The sequence below is a fragment of the Hymenobacter puniceus genome (assembly GCF_014333525.1).
Taxonomy (GTDB): domain Bacteria; phylum Bacteroidota; class Bacteroidia; order Cytophagales; family Hymenobacteraceae; genus Hymenobacter.
On record NZ_JACSCX010000002.1, the window covers coordinates 160,117 to 182,124 of the forward strand.

Annotated in this window: 20 protein-coding genes and 1 pseudogene; 13 read left to right on the plus strand and 8 right to left on the minus strand. The window is 59.6% G+C overall.

Features of this window, described 5'->3' with window-relative positions:
- Window positions 1–270 precede the first annotated feature (270 nt).
- From H8B14_RS05755 to H8B14_RS05765, 3 genes are all read right to left on the minus strand, one after another.
- Window positions 271–933: a hypothetical protein gene (locus H8B14_RS05755; RefSeq protein ID WP_187314673.1), complete on the minus strand. Its 663-nt coding sequence runs from the start codon at window positions 931–933 to the stop codon at window positions 271–273.
- Between the two features lie 159 nt (window positions 934–1,092).
- A complete protein-coding gene (locus H8B14_RS05760) occupies window positions 1,093–1,473 on the minus strand; it encodes a hypothetical protein (RefSeq protein ID WP_187314674.1) in 381 nt (126 codons plus the stop codon).
- 174 nt (window positions 1,474–1,647) lie between these two features.
- Window positions 1,648–2,904 carry a metallophosphoesterase gene (locus H8B14_RS05765; RefSeq protein ID WP_187314675.1) on the minus strand — a complete coding sequence of 419 codons (1,257 nt, stop codon included), beginning with the start codon at window positions 2,902–2,904 and terminating at the stop codon, window positions 1,648–1,650.
- Between the two features lie 114 nt (window positions 2,905–3,018).
- Between H8B14_RS05765 and radC the strand changes: the two genes are divergently transcribed.
- The 7 genes from radC (at window position 3,019) to H8B14_RS05800 (ending at window position 10,727) form a co-directional block, all read left to right on the plus strand.
- Complete coding sequence (gene radC / locus H8B14_RS05770) at window positions 3,019–3,774, plus strand: RadC family protein (protein WP_261989919.1); 756 nt, start codon at window positions 3,019–3,021, stop codon at window positions 3,772–3,774.
- Window positions 3,775–3,852: 78 nt separating this feature from the next.
- On the plus strand, window positions 3,853–4,470 hold the full coding sequence (locus H8B14_RS05775; protein WP_187314676.1) for a DUF1684 domain-containing protein: 618 nt from the start codon (window positions 3,853–3,855) through the stop codon (window positions 4,468–4,470).
- A 320-nt stretch (window positions 4,471–4,790) separates the two neighbouring features.
- A complete protein-coding gene (pheT, locus tag H8B14_RS05780; protein WP_187314677.1) occupies window positions 4,791–7,226 on the plus strand; it encodes a phenylalanine--tRNA ligase subunit beta in 2,436 nt (811 codons plus the stop codon).
- A 153-nt stretch (window positions 7,227–7,379) separates the two neighbouring features.
- Window positions 7,380–7,676 carry a hypothetical protein gene (locus H8B14_RS05785; protein ID WP_185887557.1) on the plus strand — a complete coding sequence of 99 codons (297 nt, stop codon included), beginning with the start codon at window positions 7,380–7,382 and terminating at the stop codon, window positions 7,674–7,676.
- Window positions 7,677–7,710: 34 nt separating this feature from the next.
- Complete coding sequence (locus H8B14_RS05790) at window positions 7,711–8,001, plus strand: cell division protein ZapA (protein WP_044014150.1); 291 nt, start codon at window positions 7,711–7,713, stop codon at window positions 7,999–8,001.
- Between the two features lie 133 nt (window positions 8,002–8,134).
- Entirely contained in the window at window positions 8,135–9,832 is a 1,698-nt protein-coding gene (gene rny, locus H8B14_RS05795; RefSeq protein WP_187314678.1) for a ribonuclease Y, read from the plus strand.
- Window positions 9,833–9,965: 133 nt separating this feature from the next.
- The gene (locus tag H8B14_RS05800) at window positions 9,966–10,727 is read left to right on the plus strand and encodes a hypothetical protein (protein WP_187314679.1); all 762 of its coding nucleotides are present in this window, start codon (window positions 9,966–9,968) and stop codon (window positions 10,725–10,727) included.
- Window positions 10,728–10,744: 17 nt separating this feature from the next.
- Here the strand turns inward: H8B14_RS05800 and H8B14_RS05805 are convergent, their stop codons facing one another.
- Together H8B14_RS05805 and H8B14_RS05810 are read right to left on the minus strand one after the other, a co-directional pair.
- Window positions 10,745–11,269, minus strand: a complete 525-nt coding sequence (locus H8B14_RS05805; protein WP_187314680.1) for a GNAT family N-acetyltransferase — start codon at window positions 11,267–11,269, stop codon at window positions 10,745–10,747.
- 107 nt (window positions 11,270–11,376) lie between these two features.
- The gene (locus tag H8B14_RS05810; RefSeq protein ID WP_187314681.1) at window positions 11,377–12,771 is read right to left on the minus strand and encodes a mercuric reductase; all 1,395 of its coding nucleotides are present in this window, start codon (window positions 12,769–12,771) and stop codon (window positions 11,377–11,379) included.
- 139 nt (window positions 12,772–12,910) lie between these two features.
- Between H8B14_RS05810 and H8B14_RS05815 the strand changes: the two genes are divergently transcribed.
- Entirely contained in the window at window positions 12,911–13,675 is a 765-nt protein-coding gene (locus H8B14_RS05815) for a hypothetical protein (protein ID WP_187314682.1), read from the plus strand.
- Window positions 13,676–13,702: 27 nt separating this feature from the next.
- Here H8B14_RS05815 and H8B14_RS05820 read toward each other — a convergent pair whose 3' ends face one another.
- Window positions 13,703–14,836, minus strand: a complete 1,134-nt coding sequence (locus tag H8B14_RS05820; RefSeq protein ID WP_187314683.1) for a hypothetical protein — start codon at window positions 14,834–14,836, stop codon at window positions 13,703–13,705.
- A 108-nt stretch (window positions 14,837–14,944) separates the two neighbouring features.
- A complete protein-coding gene (gene sucD, locus H8B14_RS05825) occupies window positions 14,945–15,826 on the minus strand; it encodes a succinate--CoA ligase subunit alpha (protein ID WP_187314684.1) in 882 nt (293 codons plus the stop codon).
- Window positions 15,827–16,127: 301 nt separating this feature from the next.
- Between sucD and H8B14_RS05830 the strand changes: the two are divergent.
- Window positions 16,128–17,102 (plus strand): annotated as a pseudogene (locus H8B14_RS05830) (PLP-dependent cysteine synthase family protein); the annotation flags it as partial.
- Window positions 17,103–17,172: 70 nt separating this feature from the next.
- On the plus strand, window positions 17,173–17,583 hold the full coding sequence (locus H8B14_RS05835) for a response regulator (RefSeq protein ID WP_187314686.1): 411 nt from the start codon (window positions 17,173–17,175) through the stop codon (window positions 17,581–17,583).
- 150 nt (window positions 17,584–17,733) lie between these two features.
- Here the strand turns inward: H8B14_RS05835 and ade are convergent, their stop codons facing one another.
- Entirely contained in the window at window positions 17,734–19,401 is a 1,668-nt protein-coding gene (gene ade / locus H8B14_RS05840) for an adenine deaminase (RefSeq protein ID WP_187314687.1), read from the minus strand.
- A 333-nt stretch (window positions 19,402–19,734) separates the two neighbouring features.
- Here ade and H8B14_RS05845 point away from each other — a divergent pair, with 333 nt between their 5' ends.
- The 3 genes from H8B14_RS05845 to H8B14_RS05855 all read left to right on the plus strand — a co-directional run bounded on the left by H8B14_RS05845 (window position 19,735) and on the right by H8B14_RS05855 (window position 21,913).
- Window positions 19,735–20,136, plus strand: a complete 402-nt coding sequence (locus H8B14_RS05845; protein ID WP_187314688.1) for a hypothetical protein — start codon at window positions 19,735–19,737, stop codon at window positions 20,134–20,136.
- Between the two features lie 38 nt (window positions 20,137–20,174).
- Window positions 20,175–20,903, plus strand: coding sequence for a (d)CMP kinase (cmk, locus tag H8B14_RS05850; RefSeq protein WP_187314689.1), 729 nt, complete (start codon window positions 20,175–20,177; stop codon window positions 20,901–20,903).
- A 125-nt stretch (window positions 20,904–21,028) separates the two neighbouring features.
- Complete coding sequence (locus H8B14_RS05855) at window positions 21,029–21,913, plus strand: 4-hydroxy-3-methylbut-2-enyl diphosphate reductase (RefSeq protein WP_187314690.1); 885 nt, start codon at window positions 21,029–21,031, stop codon at window positions 21,911–21,913.
- Window positions 21,914–22,008 lie beyond the last annotated feature (95 nt).

Sequence of the window (22,008 nt, forward strand, 5' to 3'; positions counted from 1 at the left end):
TACAACCCGCCAATAACTTGCCGTAAGACCTCAGCGGCAACCAAAACTGCAGTAAGCTGCGCAAGTACTCAATCAAAACGCTCATCAACCGGAAATAAGGTCAGCCACCGGCAAGGTAGCCAACAACAGAGCCAAAAAAAGCCTGAACCGTTGCAGGTACAGGCTTATTCGGCGGTTAGCAAGTCAGAATCGACAAAATAAAGGTCCGCACCAACAAGCAGTGCGGACCTTTATCTAGTTATTAGAGGCAGTTAGAACCGCCCGATAATGCTACTCAACTTTGGTTTTGCCGCCGTCTTCGTCTTTGGCTTTCATTGTGCCGTCGTCGCCATCAACTTTCATTTTGTTGCCTTCAGCGTCTTTTACTTTCACGTCGCCGTCGGCCGAAACCTTCACCTTGCTGCCATCAGCACCTTTGGTTTTGCCTTCCTCCATGCTCATCGAGCTGTTTGAAGCCGATGCATCGGTGGTACTCATTTCCGGCGTGCTAGTGCTCATGGCGTCATCCATGTACAGGTCGTCGCGGTATTCCATGCGGCTGGTTTCGTAGGCCGAATACTGGGTTGGGTCCGTGAAAACCGACTTCATTTCCGTGTCAGCATCCGAGTAGGCGGTGCGCATAGCGGCGGCCATGCCCGTGGTGTCGGTGGCATACTGCGTCTGCAATTCGCCGAGGCGCTTACCACGGTTGATATACACGGTGCGTACCTTCTCGCGGGTGGCATCGTCGAACTTCATCTTGGCCGCCATGGCAGTTGCAATCCGGTCGGCACGCTGCTGAATGGCGTCGTCAGAGTACGCAGTGGTGGTGGTCGTGGTGGTCGTGGTCGTCATGCCATCGGTGGTGGTGGCAGTGTCGGTGGTTTTGTTGTCGGAGCAGGAAGCCATAGTGAAGGCAGCAGCAGCCGAGAGGAGAAACAGGGTCTTTTTCATGACGGAGAGGATTGTAGAAAAGGGAGAGAGTGGGGTAGGAAAAATCCAATGGCGCGTATACGGCTCTGCTTAAGATTCAGTTGCCATTGGGAAAACTCAAACTATGCAGGGCCTCACTGCTGCTGTGCAGCGCTTACCTGCACACTCCTCCCTGCTTACTTATCTCACTGTAGATTGAGGCGCCGGAACAGGCGCTGCTGCTGGTAAGGCTTCTGTATCTACCCTGGGAACAGGTGACGCAGGCAGCTTACCCACCGGCGACAGCGCCTGCAGCTCCTGGTCTGTAGCTTGCTGTATGCTGCGGGTTGCGGGCAGCGTGGTGGCATCGGGCCGGGGCCGGGCCGGAGGCACAAAAGTAGCCGGCCGTGGCGTCCGGATGCGGGCAACTACGTTGGTGTCCGTACTAACTGCAGCAGGCAGCGGCCTGCCAAGCTGCCCCACCTGGCTACGGTAGATGATGGGTGGCGTTTCGGTGGGAGGATAGCGGGTGGTGTCAATGGGCAGAGAGCTGCCAAGAGACGCCGCGGAACCCGGCTCCATATTGCCATAGCAACCAGCCAAACTGCTTGTGGTTGCCAGCCACAACAAGCTCCAACGCAGACGCATCATAGATGAAACACAGAAAGCTTGCCTACTGACGAGTTTCTACGTCAGTCTGATTTGCCGGTTGCCGGCTACCTGCCAAGCCGAAAAGACGGCAGTAAGCGGTTTGCATTAGGCACGCCGCAACTCAAATACGGTGATTTCCGGCAGGAATCCCACGCGCCCCGGATAGCCGATGTAGCCCAGTCCGGTATTCACGTACAGATACTGCTTGCCCTGCTGATAAAGCCCGGCCCACTGCTTGTACACGTACTGCACGGGGCTCCACTTAAAGAACGGCAGGTTCACGCCGAACTGCATACCGTGGGTGTGGCCCGAAAGAGTCAGGTCCACATCCGGAAACTCGGGCCGCACCTGCGCATCCCAGTGCGAAGGGTCGTGGGAAAGCAGAATCTTGAACGGCGCGCCGGGGTCGGCGGCAGCGTGAGCCTTGGCCAGGTCGCCGTACTTAGGAAAGCGCATGGCCGCTCCCCAGTTCTGAATGCCCAGGACAGCAATCTTCTCGCCGTTGCGCTCGATGTGATGGGCCTCATCCAGCAGCAGCTTCCAGCCGATTTTGGCGTGATTCTGCTTGAGGCGGTCGAGGTTAGCCGTTTTGGCCGCGGCGCCACCTTTATCAGACCAGTCCACGTAGTCGGCGTAGTCGTGGTTGCCGAGGATGGACAGCTTCTGCAGCTTGCTCTGGATCTGGGCCAGCGTGTCGATGTGGTCTTCTACTTCGGTGGCAATGTTGTTGACCAAATCACCGGTCATCACCACTAGGTCGGCGTTTTGCTGGTTGATGAGGGCCACTGCCCGCTGCAGCGGCTCGGTGGAGGCGAAGCTGCCCGTGTGCAAATCGGAAATCTGCAGCAGCCTGAACCCATCGAACGAGGCCGGCAGGTTAGCAAAGCGCAGCGTTACGCGTTTCACGCGGTAGTCGGTGGCCCCTTTCAGCACTCCCCAGATCAAGCTCACGAATGGCACCGCCGCCACTACCAGCGCCGCTTTGCTGATAAATTCGCTACGGGAAATAGCCGTGCCGGGAGTGTTGGTTGGCTGGCCGGAAAAGCGTTGCATCACCCAGCGCACACTGCGCACCAAGTCTTCGGGAAACAGAAACAGCAGCACCACCAGCTTGGCTACCAGCATAGCCAGCAGCACGCTGGTCAGGTACGCTTTGTAGGGCGCGTGGCCCTGCCCGCGGGTGGCCATGGCCCAGATGGCAATGCCCCAGAGCAGCACCGTAATGAGCCAGTAACAGAAGTCGGCGGTTTTGCGCGCAACAGGAGAAGCGCCGTGCAGTGCCGTGCGGATTGCCTGGAAGCCATACCACTCGGCCACCAGAAACAGCACCAGAAACAGAATACCAGAGAGGGAACGGAACATATCGGGGGTACAAACTCGGCCGGCCGCAATTGGTTTACCGGGCCGGCGTATGAAAGCAAACGAAGAAGCGGGGTTTTTACTTTATTTTCCGGCTTCCTACAACCTCAGTGCCGTATGCAAGCCGTTGACAATCTGTCTGAAAATAATCCGGCGAATAACGCCGCCGTTAAACCCTACGAAACCCCGACTTCTTTCGGCATCAAGAGTTGGGCCGAGGAAGACCGGCCCCGCGAAAAGCTGATGCAGAAGGGCCGGGCAGCGCTTTCCGACGCCGAGCTGCTGGCCATCCTGCTGGGCTCGGGCACCGCCAAGCTCTCGGCGGTGGATGTAGCCAAGCTGGTGCTCAATGCCGCCAACAACGATTTGAATGCGTTGGCGCGCTTCTCCTTGAAGGAGCTGATGCGCCAAAAAGGCATTGGCGAAGCCAAAGCCATAACCATTGTGGCGGCGTTGGAACTGGGCCGCCGCCGCAAAGAAGCCGACGCCCCGGCCCGCACCACCATCACCTGCTCCCGCGACATCTACCGCGTGGTGCAGCCCCACCTGCAGGATTTGCCGCACGAAGAGTTCTGGGTGGTGCTGCTGAACCGGGCCAACGTGGTGATGCGCACCGTCAGCATCAGCCGCGGCGGCGTGGCCGGCACCGTCGCCGATCCGAAGCTGATTTTCAAGGAAGCGCTGGAGCAGCTGGCCAGCAGCGTGATTCTGGTGCACAACCATCCCAGCGGCAACCGCAACCCCAGTGCCGCCGATATTGCCCTCACCCGCAAGCTCAAGGACGCCGGCCAGTTTCTGGACCTGCCTATTCTGGACCACCTCATTTACACCGACGCCGGCTACTTCAGCTTCGCCGACGAAGGCATGCTTTAGCGCCGAAAACACTGCCAGCATGGGGTATCTATATTTCCTGCCTAGACGAAACACTCCGCAGCCAGTACCTTTGCCGCTATGCGTATCAATCCCAAACTGCTCATTGGCCTCGGCGTGCTGCTCGTAATCGGCTATTTCCTGCAGGACCTCGTTTTCAACGACGACCAGTATGCTGCCCGTCTGCGCAAGACCCGCACCGAGAAAGACAACAACTTCCGGCTTGTGAAAGGCTCGCCGCTCAGCGAGGAGCAGCGCAACACCTTCGACAGCCTGAACTACTACGCCCCCGACCCGACTTACCGCTTTGAGGCGCAGCTGGAAACCCTGCCGCAGCGCGACACCGTGGAAATGCCCCTCACCAACGGTAAAACCGATAAATACCTGCGCTGGGGCCGCGCCAGCTTCATTCTCAACAAGCAGGAATACAAGCTGACGCTGTTTTTGAAGGCTGATGGGAAGGATTCCACCTTGTTTGTCCCGTTCACTGACCGCACCAACGGCCGTGGCAGCTACGGCGGTGGCCGCTACCTCGACGCCACCCGCCCCGGCCCCGGCGACACTGAAATCGTGCTCGACTTCAACGCCGCCTACAACCCATTCTGCGCCTACAACGACGGTTTCGCCTGCCCCGTGCCGCCCCAGGATAACCGCCTGGCCGTGGAAATTCCAGCCGGCGAGAAGGCCTATAAGGAGTAGTGCAGCACGGAGTGGCACTCCGTGCTGGCGCACCGCGCCAAGCCGGCCTTGGGTTCATCTGGCGCAGTACCGGTGTGCCGCGTTGCGGCAAAACGGAGTGCCACTCCGTTCTACATACCTGCCCGCGCCCGTGCATTTCCCCCGCTAACCCAAATCCGTACCTTTGCTGAACTGATGCGTCTGCAACGGCGCCAACGCTCCAGGGCTGAAGCCTAGGGCTAGTCAGTGGCCGGCGTTAAAGAGCTGCATAGCTCTGGGCTTCAGCCCTGGAAACTCCGGGCCGCCTGCGCTGTCAGCGAATATCTACTTATTGACCCCACATGAAAATATCCTACGACTGGCTTCGCACCCTGATTCCGACCGAAAAACCCGCCGAGGAAATCGGCCATCTCCTAACGGGGTCCGGGCTGGAAGTGGAAGGTATTGAGGAGCTGGAAAGCATTCCGGGCGGTTTGCGCGGCGTGGTGCTGGGCACCGTCCTCACCTGCGAAAAGCACCCCGACGCCGACAAGCTCAGCCTCACCACCGTGGACGTGGGCGACGGCCAGCCGCGCCAGATCGTGTGCGGCGCCGCCAACGTGCGCGCCGGCCTCAAAGTAGTGGTAGCCTTGGATGGCGCCACGCTCTACCCGGCCCAGGGCGAGCCATTCAAGATCAAGAAAAGCAAAATCCGCGGCGCGGCATCCGAAGGCATGATCTGTGCCGAAGATGAAATTGGGCTGGGTACCTCGCACGCCGGTATTATGGAGCTGGACACCGACCTGCCCAACGGTACGCCCGCCGCCAACTACTTCGGTTTGGGCTCCGACTCGGTGTTCGAAATCGGCCTGACCCCCAACCGCGCCGACGCCGCCTCGCACTACGGCGTGGCCCGCGAGCTGCGCGCCCTGCTGCGCCAGCCTTGCCACCTGCCTGATATCAGCGAGTTCAAAGCCCCCGCCGCGGCCACGCAGAACATCCAGGTGACTATAGAGGACCCCGAAGCCAGCCCGCGCTACGCCGGTTTGCTGCTGGAAGGTGTGCAGGTGGGCCCGTCGCCGGAGTGGCTGCAGCGCCGTTTGCGCAGCATTGGCCTCTCGCCCATCAACAACGTGGTGGACGTCACCAATTTCGTGCTCCACGAGCTGGGCCAGCCCCTGCACGCCTTCGACGCCGACCAGATTACCGGCGGCCACATCCGCGTGAAGCGCGCTGAAGCCGGCGAGAAATTCATTACGCTGGATGGCACCGAACGTACGCTGCGGGCCGAAGACTTGGTTATTGCTGATGCCAACGGCGCGCCTATGGCGCTGGCCGGCGTGTTCGGCGGCAAAACCTCGGGCGTGAGCGACGCCACCACCCGCGTGTTCCTGGAAAGCGCCTACTTCCAGCCGGCCGCCGTGCGCAAAACCGGCCAGGTGCACCAGCTCAAAACCGACGCCTCGTTCCGCTTCGAGCGCGGCACTGACCCCAACATGGTGCTGATTGCCTTAAAACGGGCGGCGCTACTGCTGCAGGAAGTGGCCGGCGCTACCATCGTGGCGCCCATCGTGGACGAATACCCGGCGCACATCGGGCACCACTTGGTGCGCCTGCGGCTGCCCCGGGTGGAGAAGCTAGTCGGTCAGTTCATCGCGCCAGAGCGCATCCGCCAGATCCTCACCGACCTCGACATCCTCATCAGCGAGGAGCTAACCAATGAAGCCGGCCACACGGAGTGGATTCTGAGCGTGCCGCCGCACAAGGTAGACGTGACCCGCGAGGCTGACATCATCGAGGAAATCCTGCGCATCTACGGCTACAACCACGTGGCGCTGCGCCCGCACAACTCGGCCACCTACCTGGCTAGCTTCCCCAACCCCGACCCCGAAATCATCCGCCAGAACACGGCGCGGCTGCTGAGCGGCCAAGGCTTCTCCGAAATCATCACCAACTCCATCACCAACTCGCTGTACTTCGAGAAGGAAGGTGAAACCGATGAGACGCTGGTGCGCCTGCTCAACTTTAACAGCGCCGACCTGAACGTGCTGCGCCCCAGCCTGCTGCCCAGCGGCCTGGAAGTGGTGCGCCACAACGTCAACCGCCGCCAGCGCGACCTGAAGCTCTACGAGTTCGGCAAAACATACCACCTCAAGCTCAACGGCAGCTACGATGAGCGCAACAAGCTGGTGCTCTACCTGACTGGCAACACCGCGGCCGAAACCTGGCAGCAGAAATCCGAGAAAAGCAGCTTCCACCAACTGGCCGGGGCCGTGCAGCAGGTGCTGGCAGCGCTGGGCTTCCCGGCGCCTACCTCGCAGCCGGTGCAGCACCCGCAGCTGGCCGGCGGCCTCACACTGCTGGCCCAAAACCAGCCCGTCGCGCAGCTTGGCGCCGTGTCGGGCGTGTGGCTGAAGAAGCTCGACGTGAGCCAGCCGGTATGGTATGCCGAGCTGGACTGGGACTGGCTGATGCGCAAGTACAAGAACAGCCTCGTGGCCCGCGAACTGCCCAAGTTCCCGGAAGTGCGCCGCGACCTGAGCGTGGTGGTGGACAAAACCGTCACCTTCGACCAGCTCCAGCAGATTGCCCGCCGCACCGAAAAGAAGCTGTTGCAGCAGGTAAACGTGTTCGATGTGTATGAAGGCCCTAACCTGGGCGAAGGCAAGAAAAGCTACTCGGTCAGCTTCCTGCTCCAGGACAGCACCCAAACCCTCACCGATCAGGCCATCGACTCCGTGATGAACCGCCTCATCCAGCAGTTCGAGCAGCAGGCCGGGGCCCTGATTCGGAAGTAAATCAGTTGTCGGTTGTCAGTTGTTGGTTGTTAGTCGCTAGTTTGCACAGAAGTAATGTCCTTTGCTCGGGGGATATCAGCTTCTGCTTTATTGAAAATAATAAACCGATTTGCGGCTGACAACTGACAACGACCAACTGACAACCCCAAAAAAATGGCCTCCTCTCAGCAGCTTGCTCAACTAGACCGCTTGGAGCGGCAGGTGAACACCTTAGTGACTGCCTATCAGCAGTTGCGCGAGGAGCTGGCCGATGCCCAGACTACTGTTCAGCAGCTCCGGGCCGACGTGCGCGACCGGGAGCGGCAGCTCAAGGATTTCCACAATCAGGAGAATATCACTAAACTTGTCAATACCATAGCCGGTGAACCGGCCAATGTCAACGAGCTGAAACTGCGCCTCAACGAATACATCCGCGAAATAGATAAGTGCCTTGCCTATTTGAGGGAGTAACCATCACCACCGAACCCCACCCACGACTGCTCCCATGAGCGAACTATCCATTAAAATCCGCATTGCCGAACGGGACTACCCGATGCGCGTCGAGCCTCAGGATGAGGAGCGGCTCCGTATGGCCGGCCGCCTGCTAGGCGAGCGGATCAAGGAATTTCGCGAGCAATACGGCATTCAGGATAAGCAGGATTTGCTGGCCATGATTGCCTTGTCCACGATGGCTGACCGCCTGAAAGTCAGTAAGGAAAAAGATGGTACCGACACGGTTCTGACCGAGCGCCTTGCACGCCTCGATGAGCTGCTGTCGGGAGTGGTGCTCGTCTGAAGATCCAGACGCCCGCACCGGCGTAGAATATCAGCTTGAAACCCCGGCGGCGCAAACGGCGCAACGGGGTTGTTTGGCATGTGGCCTGTTTGCTGAGGTATGGCTTTCCCTTCCTCTTCCAACCTCATAGCTCATGTCCACTACTCTCTATATTGCTTTAGCCGCCGTGCTGGCCCTTGTGGTCGGCATCGTGGTGGGGCGCCTGCTGGCTGGCAAAACCAACCAGGACCACGAAGCCGAAGCCAAAACCCGCGCCCAGCAGCTGCTGGCCGAAGCCGAGCAGCAAGCCACCCGCACCCGCGACGAGCGGATTCAACAGTCGAAAGACAAGTTCCGCACCCTCAAGCAGGAGTGGGAGCAAGAGAGCCGCCGCCAGAAGCAGGCTCTCGACCAGGAGCTAACCGAGCGCCGCGCCACCGTAGTGGAGCAGGAGCAGGCTATCAAGAAGCTCACCGATACCACCCAGCGCCAGCTAGAGCAGATTCAGCGCAAGGAAACCGAGCTGGATGCTACCCGTGAGCGAATCGAAACACAGGCTCAGGCCCAGCGTGAAAAGCTGGAAACGCAGGAGGAAAAGCGCAAGGCCATCCTCGAAACCCAACTCGCCAAGCTGGAGCAGCGCGAGCAGGAAGTGGAAGCCGAGCTGGAGCAGCGTACCCAGGAGCTCAACGAAAAACAGCAGCATGTGCTGCAGCAACTGGAAACCATTTCGGGCCTGACGGCTGCTGAGGCCCGCGAGCAGCTGGTAGAGTCGCTCAAGAACGAAGCCCAGATTCAGGCCAGCTCTTACATCAAAGACGTGGTAGCCCAGGCCAAGCTTTCGGCCACCAAAGACGCCAAAAAAGTGGTGCTGGAAACCATTCAGCGCACCGCCGCCGAGCATGCCATCGAGAACTGCGTGTCGGTGTTCAACATCGAAAGTGACGACGTTAAGGGCAAGATCATTGGCCGTGAGGGCCGCAACATCCGGGCCCTAGAAGCCGCTACCGGCGTCGAAATTATCGTAGATGACACGCCCGAAGCCATCATCATCTCGGGCTTCGACCCGGTACGCCGCGAGGTGGCCCGCCTGAGCTTGCACCTGCTCGTGAAAGACGGCCGCATTCACCCGGCCCGCATCGAGGAGATTGTGGCCAAGACGCGCAAGAACATCGACGAGGAAATCGTGGAAATCGGCGAGAAAACCATCATCGACCTCGGCATCCATGGCCTGCACCCCGAGCTGATCAAGATGGTGGGCCGCATGCGTTTCCGCAGCAGCTACGGCCAGAACCTGCTGCAGCATTCGCGCGAAGTAGCCAACCTCTGCGCCACCATGGCCGCCGAAATGGGCCTCGACGTGAAGAAAGCCAAGCGCGCTGGCCTCCTGCACGACATTGGTAAAGTAAGCACCGAGGAGCCCGAGCTGCCCCACGCCATCTTGGGCATGGAGATGGCCAAGAAGTACAAAGAGCACCCCGACGTGGTAAACGCCATCGGCGCCCACCACGACGAAATCGAAATGACGGCCATGATTTCGCCGCTCGTGCAGGCCTGCGACGCCATTTCGGGCTCCCGCCCCGGTGCCCGCCGCGAGATGATGGAAAGCTACATCAAGCGTCTCAAGCAGCTGGAAGAAACCGCCAACAGCTTCAAAGGCGTCAACCAATGCTTTGCCATTCAGGCCGGCCGTGAGCTGCGTGTGATGGTGGACGCTGAGAACGTAACTGACGAGCGCGCCTCAGAGCTGAGCTACGAAATTTCCCAGAAGATTGAAAAGGAAATGCAGTACCCCGGCCAGATCAAAATCACGGTAATCCGTGAGATGCGCGCTGTGGCTTACGCCAAGTAGCACCGTGGCGTAGACGGCAGCCTGTGCCGCCAGCCAAACACCAAAAAAGCCTCCGCCACGAAAGTTGCGGAGGCTTTTTTATGCGCTGTCAATCCGCGTATCTTACCCGTGAATCCTATGTATGTGCTACTATATGAAAGGTTTATTGCTGCTTGCCGGAATCTGGTGCCTGACCGGCTGCGCTGTGTACATGCCCATGCAGAACGCGGCGCCTGATATTCGGGCACAGCATGAGTCGGAGGTGCGGATTAGCACGTTTCTGAGCCGCTGGGAAATGTCGGGGGCGTATTCGCCGTTGAAGCACGTGCTGGTGCGCGGCGCATTCGGGAGCCGTTCCGACGAGGACGACAGCACCTTCTGGCGCGGCCGGCAATATGAGTTGGCGGCCGGCACCTACTGGGCCCCGCGCCACTGGACGCTGGGCGTGCTAGGCGGTTTTGGCCAGATTCGCAACCAAACCCGCTACCGCAACGATGGGCAGATTATCTTTCTCGGGGAGCCAGTGCAGCACGAGTTTGATGTGCGCTGCAACAAGCTGTTCGGCGAAGCCTATGCAGTGTACGAAGTCAGCAACCGATTTTCGCTGGGTGTTTCCTGCCGCAGCACCCGGCTACAGTTCACGCGGCTCACCGATGTCGGCCAGCCTATCGACCTGCACCAACTCACGCGCGCCGAGCCGATGCTGCTGATGCGCTTCGGGCTCGGCGACCCATACCAGGGCCAGCGGCCGGTGCAGCTTCAGTTGTCGTTGGGCAGTTCGGCCACTATGGGCTACGATGAGCGCCAGCCAGACCTCGATTATTCGCGCCGCCAGCTACGAGAGTCGCGCTCTTATTTGGCGCTGGGCGTCGGGTTTCTGCCGCACCGCGTAGCGTCGTTGTTTCGGCAGCCGTAAGGTAGTATGGCAGTGGCTTAGCGAGAAACCCGCGCTTCCAGCCACGCCGTGAGTACGCCCTCGTGCTCAAACTCGCCAGTGTGCTGAAACCCAGCTTTGGTCAGTACGGCGCGGGAGGCCAAGTTCTGCATGTCGGCTATGGCATAGAGCACCGGTAGCTGCAACACGTTGAAGCCGTACGCCACCGAGGCGCGGGCCGCCTCAGTGGCGTAGCCGTGGCCCCAATGTCGGCGAAGGAGCCGGTACCCGACTTCGTAGAAATCGACGTGGCCGTTAAGTGGCTCGCGGATGAGTTTGAGCCCGGCCCAACCCAGAAAGTCGCCGGTTTCCTTGAGCTCCACGGCCCAGCGGCCAATGCCATTTTCCTGATATTGGCGCTGCACGAAGGCGATGGTTTCCTGACTTTGCGCCAACGTCTGCACAGGTCGGTTGCCGAGGTAGCGGTGTACTTCCGGGTCTGAGTCTAGCGCGAACATGCCGGGCGCATCGGTGGCTTGCAGCTCGCGCAGTAGCAGGCGGGGCGTTTCGACGAAGGTGGTCATGCGGCGTATATGCTTGCAGGCGGCGCGGACTTCAGTCCGCAGCCCGTGAAAATTGTGCAATACTACCGATTAGCAAGGGCTGCGGACTGAAGTCCGCGCTACATCTGCTACTTCGGCTTGTCCAGCTTGGCAAACACGTTGTTCATGCCTTCGGCCCAGCAGGGGTGGGCCAGCACCATGTCCTGCAGCTGCTGGTACTTTAGCTTGCCGGCCATCATCAGCTGAAACATGCTCATGATTTCGCCGCCCTCGGCACACAGCACAGTAGCGCCCAGCAGCCGGTCGTCGGGCCCGACCAGTACCTTCCAGAAGCCGGCGGTACGGCCGGTTTCGCGGGCGCGGCCTATCGTGCTGACGGGCATAGTAGCCACGCGGTAGGCTATGCCTTCCTCCTTGGCCTGCTCCTCATTCAGTCCGATGCGGCCCAGCTGGGGTTCCGTGAACACGCAATAGGGAAGGGGACGCTGCTTGGCCGAGCGCCATTTGCGGTGCAGCATGCCGTCGCGCACCACGCGGTAGTCGTCGTAACTGATGTGGGTGAATTGAGGGCCGCCGTGCACGTCGCCGAGGGCGTACACGCCGCGCACGTTGGTTTCCAGCCGCTCATTCACCTGGATGTAGCCTTTCTCGTCAAGCTGGATTCCGGCCGTTTCTAGCCCTAGCGTGTCGGTGTTGGGTGTGCGGCCGGTAGCTACCAGCAGGTGGGAGCCGCGTAGGCGTCGCTCGCCGGTGGGCGTGTGCGCCGTGAGGGTGTAGGTGCCGTCGTGGAGGCTGACTTTGCGCACCTTGGCGCCCAGCACTACGTCTACGCCTTCCTGGGTCAGAATCTTGGTCAGGGCCTGGCACACGTCGTCGTCTTCGCGCTCCAGCAGCTGCGTGGCCGATTCTACGATGGTGACCTGGCTGCCCAGGCGGCGGTAGAGCTGGCTGAACTCCAGCCCGATGTAGCCGCCACCCAGAATCACGAGGTGTTCGGGTAGCTCTTTCAGGTCGAGCAGCTGGGTGGTGGTGAGGTAGGGCAAGCCGTCCAGCCCTTCAATTTCGGGAATGGCGGCCCGCGTACCGGTATTTATGAATACCTTCTTGGCCTTCAGCTCCTGGATTTTACCGTTTTCCAGCTCCACCTGCACCGTGCGCGGGCCACTGAAGGCGGCGTGACCGTGCAGCACCGTAATGCCGGGCGTTTCCTTGGTTAGGTTGCTGCGTACGCCTTCGCGCATTTCCTTGATGATGGCGTCTTTGCGGGCAATAACGGCGGCAATATCCACGGCCGGTTCCTGGCTACCCAGGCCGTACTCGTCGGCGGTGCGCAACTGGTGGGCACGCTCGGCGGAAGCCAGCAGGGCCTTCACCGGCGAGCAGCCGTAGTTGATGCAGGAGCCGCCCAGCTTGTTTTCCTCTATCAGCACCACTTTCTGACCGGCTTTAGCCAGGGCTGTGGCCAGTGGATTACCGGCTTGGCCGGAGCCAATTATCAATGCATCGTAGGAAGTATTGGGCATAAAGCGCGAAGTTTGGAGAAGGGGCAGGCCCGGAAAAGAGAGAATGGCTTAAGCTCTACGCAACAGTTCAGCTAGCGGCCACACAACGAAACTCTATTCCGGGCGTTTTGTCACCGGTTTTTCACTGCCTTCGGTTTTTATGCCTGCTTTATTTCGCGTGTTTCTGTTTTTGCTGCTGCCCATGCTGGCTGGCTGCTCGTCGCTCTACTTCCCACCGCCGCCGCAAGTGCCATTGCTCACCCAGAAGGGCGAATGGAGCGCCGGCATTCATACCAATTTCAGCCAGAACACCGCCGTGCAGGGTGCCTATGCCGTCACCGACCATTTGGGCGTCATGGCCTCGGCTTCCTTTCTGCACGCCGATAAAAAGCAAAGCTTTTTCGGCTCCAAAAATAATCGCCAGACCGAAGACCACGACTTCGTGGAAGGCGGCCTAGGCTATTTCACCCGGTTGCGCCAGGACCGCCGCGTACTGGAAATCTACGGCGGTGTGGGCATCGGGGCCACCAAATACACCGAGTACAGCCGCGAAACCAATCTGCCCACCGAAACCCGTGAAGGCACGCTCCACAAGTACTTTCTGCAGGCCAATTACACGTCCAAGGAAAAGAAAAGCTTCCACGTCCTCGGTCGCGACTGGCCCTTCAATTACGGCACGGCCATGCGCGCCAGCTACGTGCAAATCACCGACTTTCGCCTCAACGGCGTGGCCCGTGCCCCCGAGTACAACATCTTCTTCGAGCCCATCACCTACACCCGCATCGAGGTGCTGGGCCCGCTGCAGCTGCAGCTCATCAGCGGCAGCAACTTCGGCCTCATCCCCCGTAAATACGTGAAGGCCGCCAACTCTGTGTTTCAGCTCGGTATCGTGGTGAATGTGGGCGGGCAGAGTGGCGGGAAGTAGGCTGGCCGCAGATGACCAAATGGCTGGCTAGCGGTTCTCAAAAAAGGAACTCAGGGGTCGTTTGAACAAGCCGCTCGTAGTACTCAGATACACAGTGTCGCCGAGTTGCGCCAAGTCCGTGAAGTCGGTCCGGTTTAAGCCGTCATTCTTCAGTTCGCGCACGCGCGGGGTGTTGCCCTGCCAGCGCAGTGTGTACAGACTGTTGTTCTCAATCCCGTGCGTGATGCCCACAATACTGTCACCAACTGCGTGAAAGGTGCTAAAAGTAAAGTAGTTCGGAACGCCATTGCGTAGCTGCCAGGTTTCTCCGTCATCGGAAGAGATAAATACTCCGTTCTGGCCGGAGTTGTTGATGGCATACATCAAGCCTTTGTACTTGTGATAGGAAACTATAGCGGCATCTGAAGAAGCCATAACCTGCTTTACCTGGCCGCTTTCGCTGATTTTGTACAGACCTTGTGTAATGACGTTTACCAGAAAATAATCGTCAATAGCCGTGATGGTGTAGGGATGCGCCTGCAGCAAGGGAACAGCAAGGACGCGTGAGGTAACTGTCACGGGGCCTTTAGGCACACCCGATTCCAGCGTCAGCCGGCTCAGCACAAGGTGCAGTGCCCGGTCGGCGGGGGCTACCGAGTAGCCTACCAGAGAAACGTTGTTGCGGGTGATAGCACCGAATCCAAAGTATGGGGGGCTTGACTGATTGATGACAAATTCAGCTGCCGTCGGATCGAGACGTCGTAGATTGATATCAGCAGGAAAGTTGTCGGGGGGAGAATAGGTCGTAGGAAATGCCCGTAGAATCGTGTTGTCGTTGCCAACCGGCTTCAGATAAAACTGCGCATTCATGGGAATCTGGCTGCGCAGATCATATGGCAGAGGTTGGAATATCTGCGTAACCGCCCCATAGTAGCCTGGCTGGTTTGGTCCGACAGCGCCCGGCAGCGGCGTAAGTCGGCCCAGATAGCCCAGCTGCTGCAAATACAGCGAGGACGCGTCCTGGGTCATTTGTACGATAATCTTCTGGCTGCCGAAAAGCTGCTTCACCTCCGCCCAACTGTACATCTTATCCTGCACAACGATTTTCTCGACTTCCTTGGTGCAGGCAACGGTCGTCAGCAAACTGATGGCTGACAGGGCTTTTTCAATGTTAATGCGCATGCTAGAAATAGGGCTTATAATTTTTCCAAATAAAGGAAATGTACATATAAAAAAAGAGCCCTGACTTGCGCCGGGGCTCTTTTCATAAAAGCAACTGTCAGTAACCGACTACTTGCCGCCCAGTACGCGCAGCATGGTGTCGCCGATTTCGGCGGGCGAATCCACCACGTGGATGCCGCACTCGCGCATAATGGCCATTTTGGCAGCGGCCGTGTCGTCGGCGCCGCCAACGATGGCACCGGCGTGGCCCATGCGGCGGCCGGGAGGTGCCGTTTGGCCGGCAATGAAGCCGACTACAGGCTTCTTGTTGCCGGTTTCCTTGATCCAGCGAGCAGCTTCGGCTTCCATGCCGCCGCCGATTTCACCGATCATCACGATGCCTTCAGTTTCGGGGTCGTTCATCAGCAGCTCTACAGCTTCTTTCGTCGTCGTGCCGATGATGGGGTCGCCGCCGATACCGATGGCCGTGGTCTGGCCTAGGCCGGCCTTAGTGAGCTGGTCTACGGCTTCGTACGTCAGGGTGCCCGACTTGGAAACGATGCCGATTTTGCCTTTCGTGAAGATAAAGCCGGGCATGATGCCCACTTTGCACTCGCCGGCGGTCATTACGCCAGGGCAATTCGGCCCGATCATGCGCAGCCCTTCGCGGCCTTTCAGATATTCCTTCACCGCAATCATGTCCTTGGTCGGGATGCCTTCGGTGATGGTGACAATCACTTTAATGCCCGCGTCGGCCGCTTCCATAATGGCGTCGGCGGCGAAAGCCGGGGGCACGAAGATGATGCTGGTGTCGGCGCCGGCCTGCTCTACGGCTTCGGCCACGGTGTTGAACACGGGACGGTCGAGGTGCTGGGTGCCGCCTTTGCCGGGCGTTACGCCGCCTACAACGTTGGTGCCGTACTCAATCATCTGCTGCGCGTGGAACGAGCCTTCAGAGCCGGTAAAGCCCTGCACAATCACTTTAGAATCCTTGTTTACCAGAACACTCATTCGTAGAGGGAGTTAGAGAAGCTATTCGGTTGAGGGTGGGATATTGGGTGGCCCATAGGGCAACCGGTGTGCAAAAGTAGCCTTTTTTAAGGCCGGGGCAAGCTCCTTATTGTTCCGGGCGAGGCGAGGAATCCGGGTGAAAAGCCAGCGTGCACCAAACCGCCTGGCACAGCCAAACAACCTTATAGATCAGGCAGATTCCTCGCTTCGCCCGCAGTAGCAGGCAAACGCCCCGGCCGAAATCCGTACCTTTGCTTTCCGCTCTCCCCAAAATTCCCCCTCTCACCTCTCACGCTTACCCATGTACCTGAATAACATTGTTGAGGCCATCGGCAACACACCGCTGGTGAAACTCAACCGCCTCGCCGACGGCATCAAAGGCACTGTCCTGGCCAAGGTGGAATACTTTAACCCCGGCAACTCGGTGAAAGACCGCATGGCCGTTCGGATGGTGGAAGACGCCGAAAAGGCCGGTTTGCTGAAGCCCGGCGGCACCATTATCGAGGGCACCAGCGGCAACACCGGCATGGGCCTGGCTTTGGCCGCTATTGCCAAAGGCTACAGCTGCATCTTCGTGATGAGCGACAAGCAAAGCAAGGAAAAGCAGGACATTCTGCGGGCTGTGGGCGCGCAGGTAGTGGTGTGCCCCGTAGATGTGGCCCCCGAAGACCCGCGTTCCTACTACTCGGTGGCCAAGCGTCTGAGCGAGGAAACACCTAACTCGTTTTACCCCAACCAGTACGACAACCTGTCGAACACGGCGGCGCACTACGAAGGCACCGGCCCGGAGCTGTGGAAGCAGACGGAAGGCACCATCACACACTTGGCCTGCGGCGTGGGCACGGGCGGCACCATCTGTGGCACGGCCAAGTACCTGAAGGAGCAGAACCCCGCCATTGTGGCCGTAGGCCTCGATACGTACGGCTCGGTGTTCAAGAAATACAAGGAAACGGGGGTTTTCGACGAAAACGAAATCTATCCGTACAAAACCGAAGGTATCGGCGAAGATATTCTGCCCAAGAATGTCGACTTCGACCTGATTGACCTGTTCATTAAAGTAACCGACCAGGATGCCGCCGTGATGACGCGCCGCCTGGCCAAGGAAGAAGGACTGTTTGTGGGCTGGAGCTGCGGCTCAGCTGTGCACGGCGCCTTGGAATATGCCCGCGAGCATCTGCAGGAAGGCGACACGATGGTTATCATCCTGCCCGACCATGGCACGCGCTACCTGGGCAAAATTTACAATGATGAGTGGATGCAGGCCCAGGGCTGGCTGTAGGCCGTACTACCTATAGCTGTCAAGGGCCGTGCTGCCTGTTTGCTACCAACCTTTTAGAGCCCCGGCCATGCCAAATAAGCTGCGTAGTGTGGTGTTGATTGACGACAACGAAACCACTATTTTCCTGAACAACCGCCTGCTCAACCGCCTGGAGGTAGCCGATAATATTCTGACGTTTGCCCGTGCGGAACAAGCATTTCAGGCATTGTGGGGGCAGGAAACAACTGGAGCACCTGCCCACGACACTCCCGATCTGGTATTCGTGGACCTAAAAATGCCGGGTATGGATGGCTTTGAATTTCTGCAGCGCTTCAATGAGCTGCCAGAATCAGTGCGCCAGCGCACAGTACTGACGGTGCTGACTACCTCTATGCACGCCGCCGATACAGCCCGTGTAGCGCAGTATCCCAACATCGAGTACCTCTCAAAGCCTCTGACAGAGGAAAAGATGGAGAAGTTATTGAACAAGCGGTTCTAACCTCGCCTCCCAGCCCCCATTCCAAATGAGAGGAGGAACTGGCTCCAAAAATTCAGCCTTGAAAAAAGCCCACCGGACGCTTCGGTGGGCTTTTTAGTTTTTACTAAATCTAGTTCCCCCGCTCTTCTGGAGAGGGGGGAGGGAGTGAGGTCACACCACGGCTTCCACAAAACGGAAAGCCTCGCCGTCGAACAGGCCTTTGTCGCTGAGCTTGAGGCTGGGAATAACGAGCAGCGCCATAAAGGAAAGCGTCATGAACGGCGCGCCCAGCGGGGAGCCCAGCTGCCGCGACAGGGCGTCGATGGCGGCGTAGTCGGCGGCCACGCGGTAGCCGTCCTGGCTGGACATGAGGCCGGCTACGGGCAGCGGCAATAGCAGCTCCTCGCCGTCGGCACCTACGGCGGCCAGGCCGCCTTTGGCTTCCATCACCAGGTTAACAGCCCGGGCAAGGCTCTCGTCGTCGCAGCCCACGGCCGTGATGTTGTGCGAGTCGTGGCCGACGCTGCTGGCCAATGCGCCGCGCTTCAGCCCGAAACCCTGGATGAAAGCCACGGCCGGCGGCGCGGCGTGGTAACGGTTCACTACGGTTAGCTTAAGGATGTCCTGCGCCACGTCGGGCATTACCAAGCCGTTTTCCACGCGGGCCGGCACATCGTGGCGGGCTGTGATAAGCTGGCCGTCGAAGCACTCGATAACGCGGATTTCAGGGCTGGTATCTGGCTGTCCCGGGCTCGGAGCAGGCAGCTGGAACTCGGTGGCCGAAACGAGGCGGGCGTGGAAGTTGTTGACTTCGCGGCCGGGCACCGAGGCAATGCGCGTCTGGCCGTTTTCGGCCACTAGCTCGCCGTTCAGATACGTCTGGCGCACGCGGAAGTCGGTCAGGTTGTCTACCACGATGAAGTCGGCGGGGTCGCCTGCGCGCAGCAAGCCCACGGGCAGCCGATAGTGCTCCACGGGGTTGCGGCAAGCCACGCGTAGCACTTTCAGTACGTCCTGGCCCAGGGCCACTGCCCGCTGCACCAGCTGGTTGATGTGGCCCAGTACCAGCGTATCAGGGTGCTTGTCGTCGGAGCAGAACATCAGGTGCTCGTGGTGCTTGGGCAGCAGCTCAATCAGGGCGTCGAAGTTGCGGGCCGCTGAGCCCTCCCGAATCAGAATCTTCATGCCCACGGCTAGCTTGTCGAGCGCCTCTGCGGCCGTAAAGCACTCGTGGTCGGTGCTGATGCCGGCCGAGGCGTAGTGGGCAGCGTCGGCACCGCGCAGGCCGGGCGCATGGCCATCCACGGGGCGGCCGTAGCGTTGGGCCAGCTGGATTTTTTCCATCACACCGGCGTCGCGGCTGAGCACGCCGGGCCAGTTCATCATTTCGGCCAGATAGCCGATTTCAGGGTTTTGGAACAGCTGCTCGATGTCCTGGGCCGTGATTTCGGCACCGGCCGTTTCAAAGGGCGTGGCCGGCACGCAGGAGGGCGCGCCAAAGCAGAACTTGAACGGCACCTGCCGGCCGCTTTCCAACATGAACTCCACGCCCGCCACGCCCAGCACGTTCCCGATTTCGTGTGGGTCGGAGACGGTGGCTACGGTGCCGTGCACCACGGCCAGCCGGGCAAACTCGGCCGGTATCAGCAGGGAGCTTTCAACGTGCACATGCGCATCCACGAAGCCGGGCAGGGCGTAGGGCAGGGTCGGGTCAGGCGCGGCGCCGTCGATGGGGCTGATGGACTGAATGTGGCCATCGGATACGTGCACTACGGCCGGGGCTATGGTGTTGGCAAACAAGTCGATGACGTTGGCCGTGAGCTGAAAACTAGCGGACATGGGGCAGGAGCGAAACGTGGGGAAAGTTGAGGTTAAGCCAAGGCGAACGGGTAAAGAACCGTATATTTGCCCAAAATCTGCGCCCGTGAGAAAGATTGTGACTTTGCTGATGGCCACCCTTGTGCTGGGTTCGGGCCTTGCTGCCACGGGCTGCGCGAACCGCACCCCACAGCAAAAGAAAACGGCCTCCATGAAGCGCAAGGCCAAATTCGGCAAGCTGCCCTGTCCGTGCGAAAGTCACTAATCTGCTGCTGCATGAGCCTCCGACTTTCAGCTAAGCTGGCAGCACGTATCTGTGTGGCATTCTCTCCTGTCAACGGCTAAATGACACGTATGCCTGAACCCACGCCAAATCCGCTTGCTTCCCTTACCGCTGCTGCTGAGGCCGTGCGCCAGCAGCTGCAGGTGAATGCCTACGATGCCTCCGCCGTGCAGCGCCTTGCCGAGTTTATTGAGGCGCAGCGCCCCAGTCTGACGCCCGCCACCCGCGAAGGCGTGGTAATGGCGCTGGGCTGCTTTCTGGGACAGTGCCTGGTGGAAACGTTTGGCGGCACCTGGGCCCAGGGCCCCGATGGCACCACGGGCGTTGGCATCAAACAACACAGCTTTTTCAACCCTTTTTACCGCATTTCGCAGCAACTGGACAAGGGCGCGCCCGAGTCGGTGGCCGCGTTTTTTGCGGGTGTACCCGAACGGCTGGCTGCGGCCCCGCGTCGTAAAACCTGGATTTCGTGAGTTCACCCAGCAGCCAACCCGGGCCGAGAGAATCAGCCATGAGAAAAATCGTCATTGCCATCGACGGCTACTCTTCGTGCGGCAAAAGCACGACGGCCAAAGCCGTGGCCGCCGAGCTGGGCTATGCTTACATCGACACCGGCGCCATGTACCGGGCCGTGACGCTCTACCTGCTGGAGCACGATATTGCCTTCGACGACCTGCCCGGCGTGGAACGGGCCCTGCACGAGCTGCACATCACCTTCAAGCGCAACCGCAAAACCGGCCGCAACGAGCTGTGCCTTGATGGAACTATTCGCGAGGACGAAATCCGGCAGATGCGCATCTCCAACCTCGTGAGTGAGGTGTCGGGCATTCCGGCGGTGCGCCATGCTATGGTAGCCCAGCAACAGCGCATGGCCCGCAAGCGCGGCGTAGTGATGGATGGCCGCGACATTGGCACCACCGTATTTCCGGATGCCGAAGTGAAGGTATTTATGACCGCCGAGGTGCTGACCCGCGCCGAGCGCCGCCAGGAAGAGCTGGCCGTGAAAGGAGAGCAGGTGGCAGTAGAGGAAATTGTGGAAAACCTGCGCAAGCGCGACCACCTCGACTCCACCCGCACCGAAAGCCCTCTGCGCCGTGCCCCCGACGCCGTATTGCTCGACACCACCCACATGATGATCGACGAGCAGGTGGATTTCGTGCTGGAGCGGGTGTCGGCTACGCTGTTTGCCCTAGCCGCTGGCGCCGGCCCCGAACGGAATGGCAATGAAGTGGTTGTATAAGTTTAGGGCTTGGTAGATAGGGCCTGGGGCTTAGGCATCGGAATTGCAGAGCCACGGCTTCGCTGATTGTCTGATGTCTGCCTCTACGCCTACTTCCTAAGCCCCAAGCCCTAATCCCTGATCAGATGAACGTCACGATAGATAAGAATTCCGGCTATTGCTTTGGCGTTGAATTCGCCATTCAGATGGCGGAGGATGAGCTAGCCCACGACGAAACCCTGTATTGCCTGGGCGACATCGTGCACAACCGCATGGAAGTGGAACGCCTGCACGGCAAAGGCCTGCGCATCATCGACCGGGAGCAGCTGGAGCAGCTGCACAACTGCAAGGTGCTGATTCGGGCGCACGGCGAGCCGCCGGAAACCTACCAGCTGGCGCTGCGCAACAACATCGAGCTGATTGACGCCTCGTGCCCGGTGGTGCTGAAGCTGCAGAACCGCGTGAAGCACGCCTTCGACGCCAGCCAGCGCCAGAACGGCCAGATCGTCATCTATGGCCAGCCCGGCCACGCCGAAGTGGCCGGCCTCACCGGCCAGACCGGCAACCGCGCCATCATTGTTATGACCGAAGCCGACCTCGACCAAGTGGACTTCTCGCGGCCTGTCACGCTCTTCAGCCAGACCACCAAAAGCACCGCCGGCTTCTACCACATGAAAGCCCTGATGGAGCAGCGCATTCAGGCAGCCGGCGGCTCGCTGGAGTCGTTTGATGCCAACGACAGCATCTGTCGGCAGGTGAGCAACCGCGAGCCGGCGCTGGCCAAGTTTGCGGTACTGCACGACGTTATCATCTTTGTGAGTGGCCGCAAAAGCTCTAATGGCAAGGCCCTGTTTTCGGTGGTCAATAAAACCAACCCGCGCAGCTACTTTGTCGAGAACGAGCAGGAAATACTCGACGAGTGGTTTCACGACGCTGAATCGGTAGGCATCTGCGGCGCCACCAGCACGCCCATGTGGCTGATGGAGCGGGTGAAAGACCGGATTGAAGAAATGGCGGCGCAGGTAGCCTAATGGCGCACCAGGCTATAAGCCGCAAGCTGCAAGCACGAACCATTCACGTGTTTGCAGCTTGCGGCTTATAGCTTTTTAGAGCGTGTCTGGGAATT